A 6,468-nucleotide genomic window follows, 5' to 3' on the forward strand; every position below is an offset into this window, starting at 1 on the left:
TACGCCATCGGGCGCCAGGCGCCTTGATACCGCTCAAAATCGAGCGTGGTCGGCGCGTCACGATCTGAGAGCTATGAGGCTGCCATCGGCCAGGGTATCGCCCGGGTGGACGACGACGATCTGTCCGGCGGTCAGCCCGCCGACAACTTCGGCACTCTGTCCGTTCATGCGGCCGATCTCGATCGGGATCTGGCGAACCCGGTCTTGCTCGACGAGGAAGACGTTCCAGTCCTGCCCGCTGCGGAAGAGCGCGCTGATCGGGACCTGCAGGCAGTCTTCGTCCTGCCAGACGACCAGCTCGACGAGCGTGCGATAGCCGTGTCCGAGGCGCGGATCGGCGGTCTCGAGATCGATCACGGCGTTGACCCGCTGCTCCTCGACGCCGAGCGCCGAAACCTTGGTGAAGGCCGCCGGCTCGACCCGCCGCACGCGTCCCTCGAGGGGAGTGTCGCCTCCCCAGTCGGAAATGATCGCGCTCGTTCCCGCCGCAATGCGCACGGCATCGGAGGACAGGAGGTCGACGCTGACTTCCAGGTCGCTGGTGTCGCCGAGGTCGGCGATCCGGGTGCCGGCGGCTATGGCCTGCTCGCTTTCGGCGTAGATCGCCAGCACGATGCCGTCAATCGGTGCCATGACGTCGACACAGCAGGCTTGTGAGTCCTTGAAGGTACCCACGGAGCCGAGCCTTGCTTCCGCACTGGCAAGTTCGGACTTGCGCATGGCAACCGATGCTCGTGCCGAGGCGACCTGCGCGGTCTGCATTTCGGCCTGGCTCTGCGCCTCCTGCAGGGCCCTTGTGGAGATGGTTCCGGAGTCGGCAAGCCGGATCGCCCGCTCTAGGTCGTCGTCGGCCATCCGCGCGGCCGTCTCTGCCCTGGCCAGCTCGATCGTTGCGATGTCAACCGCGGTGCGCACCGCATCGCGAGCCGCGATGAGTTCGGCCTGGGTGCGGGGGTCGATGAGGGGCGGATCGGGTGGACGGATCGAGGCGATCACGTTCTCTCCCGCCTTCACCCTGTCGCCGGTTTCGAGGTTCGTGCGGGCCAGATAGCCCGAAATGGGCGAGGAGACCGTGTAGACGTTGCGGACGCGGGTCACTCCCTCCTCACGGATGGTCACCGTCATCGTCCCGGCGGCGACCGCCGCGGTATCGACGAGCACCGGCGTCTCCCGCATCGAATAGGCAAAGCCGCCGATAACGGCAATGATGATGGCGACGACGCCGACCCGTTTGATCCAGACGTTCATGGTCGTCTACTCCCGTGTCTTGAGAACGCTGATGAGATCGAGCCGCGCTACGCGCCGGCGGATGACGAGACCGGTAACGACGACGACGGCCAGTACCAGGCCGCTGCCGATGCCGAAGGTCGATTGTTCGATGACGAACGGGATGCGGAAGAGGTCGGTATCGAACCCTTCGACGACGGCCCAGCAGAAGAGGTATCCGAGGCCCCAGCCGACCGGCTGCGCCGCAAGCGCGACGACCGCCAGTTCCACCAGCAGCACGCGGTAGACTTCGCCGCGCGTGAAGCCGAGCACGCGCAGGCTTGCCAGCTCTCGGGCGCGCTCGGACAGCTGAATGCGTGCGGTGTTGTAGATGACCCCGAAGGTAATGATGATCGCGAGGCCGGAATAGATCCAGGTCATCATCGTCACGTTCTGAGCAACCTGCTCGCGGAAGCGTTCGCGCGAGACGGTCATCAGTGAGATGGCGGCGATCGCCGGTGTGGACTTGAGAACGTCATACAAATCGTCGACCTGCGCCGCATCAACCGCCAGCCGGGCGCCCGTCACGCGGGGCCCGTCGCCGACTAGCCGCGTGAGCGCCTCGTCCGACATGAAGACGGACATGCCGATATAGCTCTGGAAGACGCCGGTAACGGGCACCCACTCGATCCGGCCTTCCTTCTCCAACAGTTCGACCTCGGCGAGGTCGCCGATGCTCAGCCCCAGAATGGAAGCGACGCGGTCGGAGATCATCAGACCCGTTGGCGCCGGCTGGACCGGCGTCAGGTCCGTAGCAAGAATCTGCGAAAGGTCGGCCCCCTCCGTCCAGGCGGAGACGGTAAGTCGCCGCTCGACGTGTTCGTTTCGCAGCACGACGGGCACCGAGCGCATCGGCTCGGCCCGCAGCACTCCCGGGAGGCGCCCGACCGACTGCAGCACCGCGGGCGACTGTTCCTGGCCGAACGCCAGGGTTGCGTCCTGACGTTCCGTGCGGAAGTAGATGATGTCGATCATCGCTTCGATGGAATCGAAGGTGAAGAGGGCCGTCACGATGAGTGACAGGGAGATTGCAGTACTGAAGGTTGTCAGCAAGGAGCGGACGGGATGCCGGATCATCCCGCGCAGGGCCATGGTGGTCAGTTGGGAAAAGAAGCGATGCGCATCCGCCGGCCGATGGAAGAGCTTTCGATACCGGGTGGGAGCGGGCGGTTGCATGGCAACTGCGGCCGGAAGCGACAGGACGTTCCAGAGCGCCTTACCGGCGCCTGCCAGGGCAGCCAGCGAGGTGACTGTTGCGGCGGTCAAGTAGAGGTCGGGCGCAGGACGCAGCACGAGGAACGGGAAGTAGTAGAATTCGCCATAGACCTGCGCCAGCATCGGGGCGACCCACGCTCCCACGGCGCCTCCGATTGCGGTGCCGAGCAGCGCCACCACGATGACGAGTTTGGCATAATGCCAGGCGACCGCCAACGCGCTGAAGCCAAGGGCCTTCAGCAGCCCGACCTGCTCGCGCTCGAGGGTGATCAGGCGTGACAGGATCATGTTGACGAGAAAGGCGGCGACGAACAGGAAAATCGGCGGCACGATCGTCACCATGCCCCGCAATTGCGAGAGCTCGCTGTCGAGGAACGCGTGGGAGATCTGGTCATCCCGATCACGGGCACCGGTGCCGCCATAGGGGGCAAGGATCGTGTCCACCGCCGAAATGACCGCCGCCAGATCGGCGCCGCGCTGCGTGCGCAGCGTCAGGTCGTTGAACGCGCCGGTCATGTCGAACATGCCCGCCAGTTGCCGGCGCGGCATGAACATCACCCCGAATCGCCGCTGGTCCGGCACCAGGTCGCCGGGGCCGAGCGTGTAAACGTATTCGGGAGAGAGCACGATGCCCGTGACTGTCAGCAGCCGCTTACTGCCATTGATAACGCCTTCGAACGTGCTGCCGGGCACCATCCTGTGCGCCTTGGCGAACTGCTCGTTGACGGCAACCTCGCCAACCCGGTCGGGGTCGGGCAGGCGACCGGCGCGAATGTAGAGGCTGTTGACCGAGAGTTCGCCGATATCGGGGATCGAGACGGCCAACCCGGTCGCGGGTTCCCGCATACCCGGCACGTCGAGCAGTACTGCGCGTGCTATCCTGGTTTCGACACCGTTGATGCCCGGGATCCGGGCAAGCTGCTCGCGCAGGTGAAGGGGCGCGCGTACCAGCGAGGCAAACACGGTGCCGAAGCGATAGCGGTCATAGAAGGCATCGCGGGTGTCCTCGAGCGTGCGCAGCGCTCCTACCGCGATGATGATGGTCGCAACGCCACAGGCCATCACCATGGCAATGGCCAGGACCTGCAGCCACATGCGCAGAAGGTCGCGGATAAGCTTGCGGTCGAGCATGGCGATCACCACACCACGTCCTGCGGGCGGATCCGCCTTTCGTTGACGTGCATCTGCGTGATACCGCCATCCTGGAAGGTGAAGACGCGGTGCGCGATCTCCCTGATGCCGGCATTGTGCGTGATGACCGCTGTAGTGGTGCCGAACTCGCGATTGATCCTGTCGAGCGCCTCGAGGACGAGGATACCGGTCTTTGAATCGAGCGCGCCTGTCGGCTCGTCGCACAACAGCACCTGAGGGCGCTTGGCGATGGCGCGGGCGATGGCGACGCGCTGTTGCTCGCCGCCCGAAAGCTGCGAAGGGAAGTGATCCATGCGCTTGTCCAGGCCGACCAACGAAAGCGCTTCTTCGGGCGGCATGGGATCACGCGAGATTTCGGTGACGAGCGCCACGTTCTCCCAGGCGGTCAGGCTCGGGATGAGGTTATAGAACTGGAAGACGAAACCGACATGATCGCGACGGAACCGGGTGAGGCGGGAGTCGGGGTAATCCGTCAGCTCCTGATCGGCGAAGCGCACCGTACCGGCCGAGGCTCGGTCGAGTCCGCCCATGATGTTGAGCAGCGTCGACTTGCCGCTTCCCGAAGGCCCAAGCAGAACCGCCATTTCGCCTTCGAAGAGGTCGAGGTCGACCCCACGTAGCGCCCATACCTCAACTTCGCCGCTACGGTAGACCTTAGAGACATCGTGAGCTGAAAATATAGGTTGGGACATCGCCACCTCCGGCAATGCTCCTGCCTAGTCCGATGGGGTGCCCTTGCCTTTGATCGGGATCAACCACCGAAGCTAGGTGATGCCTTAGGTGGATTCGGCTGGTCTCAACCTAGAACCCCTGAGTTCTTCCCCCCAGTTTGCCGTCGCCAAAGGGACGGCGCCGCCGGTCTCGCATTGCCGCGTTCTGACATTAGTTCGGACGAAGTGTATTACTCTGGAGGTTTCCGGATCACCCGTCCGGTCAGCGACGTCGCGTCGGCGATCGTGTTATAGATGGTCCCGTATTTCCGAACGTTCGTATGCAAAAGTTCGAGTCGGCGGTCGTCTTCGTCGGTGTCCACTACAATCTCATACTCGATCGCAGCCATCTTCGGCGGGTTGTCCTGGCGCACGCCGTGCAAGCGGACCTCGACGCCTTTGAGGTTGAACTTGATCATCGGAATTGCCCGCTCGATGCCCTTGATCATGCAGGCTGCGAGCGCCGCGAGAAGAAGCTGGGCGGGATTGAAGGCGTCGGTCCGACCGTCCACGTCTGTGTCGAGGTCGATCTTTGCGTTCTTGCACTGCGCGAGGGCGGCATGCGCATCGATTCGAGATGCAGTCACATGGTATTCAAGCATTGCAGCACCTATAGGGCGTGCTGGAGATCGCCGCCCGGTTGAGTGTCGTGAAGGCGCCATGTTTGCCCGGATCCAAACGTATCGGGTTGATTGACATCAACGCTTGCGGGCGCACCGCTACCGTCATCCATTCTGGAAAAGTCGGCATCTTTTGCGCAGCTCGTCCCCTTCGAAGGCTGGATGGTCAACAACAATGCTGCCGAGAGGTCAGCAGCGCATCTGGCGTTAAGGTGGGCCTCAGTTGCTAAGTCAACGAAGCCGTCCATTTGGCGTTCGGCGACGTACCCAGGCGCTTTCTGCGGCTGGAGCCCATCTTCTCGCATGGGGAATGCCGGTAGGGCCCGGCACCATGGAAATACTCCTTCGTCTCCGCACGTGATCAGGCCGTGGCTGCCTTGCCAGCGCGACCGTCGCGCCACATGAGTAGCGACCCGGCAACCACTCCCGTGAACAGCAACAGCCAGTCTTGCGGAATCCCGAGCAGAAAGGCGGCGCTTCCGCCCACAAGCGTCCACAGGAAGGGGATGACCAGCAGCCACCGGGAGAAGCGGTCGGTCGTGAGCAACAACAGCCCGAAGGTGAAGATGGTGACGGGACAGGGGGTAATGCCGAACATCGGCATTTCGGCATACTCATGTCCAACCCAGATGCCGATCATCGGGTAGAGGATCGCCGCGTACCCGACCAGAGCGGTGCCGATCCAGCCGATGGGTCTAGACGGAGGGGCAAACTGAAGGTGGCCCCTGACGACTCCGAAGTAGAGGAAGGCAGCGCCTTGCAGAGCGAACAGAATGCCGAATAGGACCGCCGCTGCGTTGATCGTGGAGAAATAGATGCCGTGGTAGACCACACCCGTCCATAGCCACATTGCTGCGAGCCCCGCCGCTATCAGTCGTCCCGAGAGGGACGACGACCTGAAGAGCAAAGCGACCATTCCGACACCGACCACATAGGCGACTATCTGGAGCGGCCAGACCGCGAGGTTGTAGTCTACAAAAACCCCGATGAAACCTTCCCGAGAGAACGGCAGCATTGGTCTAATCCCCTAAAACTGCCATCTTTGTACATCCGCTGAGACAGCCAGCTTTGATCTGGCGCAATCGCCATGCTGGGAGCATCTCTAATGCTGGCCGTCCTCGAGAACCGCATCTACCGCCATCTCTATTCGATATCAAAGGCTGCGACGACGACATCCGCGAACCGGGGGCGTTGCTGCTCAACCTCGAGGGGCTGGCGACAAATGGCGATCGCCTGGATCGTGTTCTCGAGAATGCCGATCGTCGCCTGCTTGCCGGGGCCGCTGCGATCCTGGCCGGAGCTCGGGTGCTTTCGTGGTCAGGGGACGGCGTGCGACTGGACATTGGCAGTGTGCTGATCGCTGCGGCCTGCCTCTGCTGGGGCATCGACAATAACCTGACAGGGAGGAGACCGTTGCTCTCCCTTACGGCTGAATGGCAGCTTAGCGCCGGTGGGTTCAACCGGTCATCGCAACACCTTCTGTAGCCTATCGGCGGGCGTTTCGA

5 protein-coding genes and 1 pseudogene are annotated in these 6,468 nt (G+C 63.1%); 1 reads left to right on the plus strand and 5 read right to left on the minus strand.

What is annotated here, in order from left to right; translation table 11 throughout:
• Positions 1-57 precede the first annotated feature (57 nt).
• The 5 genes from QQK18_RS19565 to QQK18_RS19585 form a co-directional block, all read right to left on the minus strand.
• Positions 58-1,248, minus strand: coding sequence for an efflux RND transporter periplasmic adaptor subunit (locus QQK18_RS19565; RefSeq protein WP_284342043.1), 1,191 nt, complete (start codon positions 1,246-1,248; stop codon positions 58-60).
• 6 nt (positions 1,249-1,254) lie between these two features.
• Positions 1,255-3,612 (minus strand): ABC transporter permease, encoded by a 2,358-nt coding sequence (locus QQK18_RS19570; RefSeq protein WP_284342044.1) that lies wholly within the window; start codon positions 3,610-3,612, stop codon positions 1,255-1,257.
• Between the two features lie 5 nt (positions 3,613-3,617).
• Positions 3,618-4,325: an ABC transporter ATP-binding protein gene (locus QQK18_RS19575; protein WP_284342045.1), complete on the minus strand. Its 708-nt coding sequence runs from the start codon at positions 4,323-4,325 to the stop codon at positions 3,618-3,620.
• 209 nt (positions 4,326-4,534) lie between these two features.
• Complete coding sequence (locus tag QQK18_RS19580; protein WP_284342046.1) at positions 4,535-4,945, minus strand: OsmC family protein; 411 nt, start codon at positions 4,943-4,945, stop codon at positions 4,535-4,537.
• 379 nt (positions 4,946-5,324) lie between these two features.
• Positions 5,325-5,978, minus strand: a complete 654-nt coding sequence (locus QQK18_RS19585) for a DUF6064 family protein (RefSeq protein ID WP_284342047.1) — start codon at positions 5,976-5,978, stop codon at positions 5,325-5,327.
• Between the two features lie 173 nt (positions 5,979-6,151).
• Here QQK18_RS19585 and QQK18_RS27620 point away from each other — a divergent pair.
• A pseudogene (locus tag QQK18_RS27620) lies at positions 6,152-6,364 on the plus strand (EamA family transporter); the annotation flags it as partial.
• Positions 6,365-6,468 lie beyond the last annotated feature (104 nt).

Source organism: Devosia nitrariae, assembly GCF_030160115.1.
In the GTDB taxonomy this organism is placed as follows: domain Bacteria; phylum Pseudomonadota; class Alphaproteobacteria; order Rhizobiales; family Devosiaceae; genus Devosia; species Devosia nitrariae.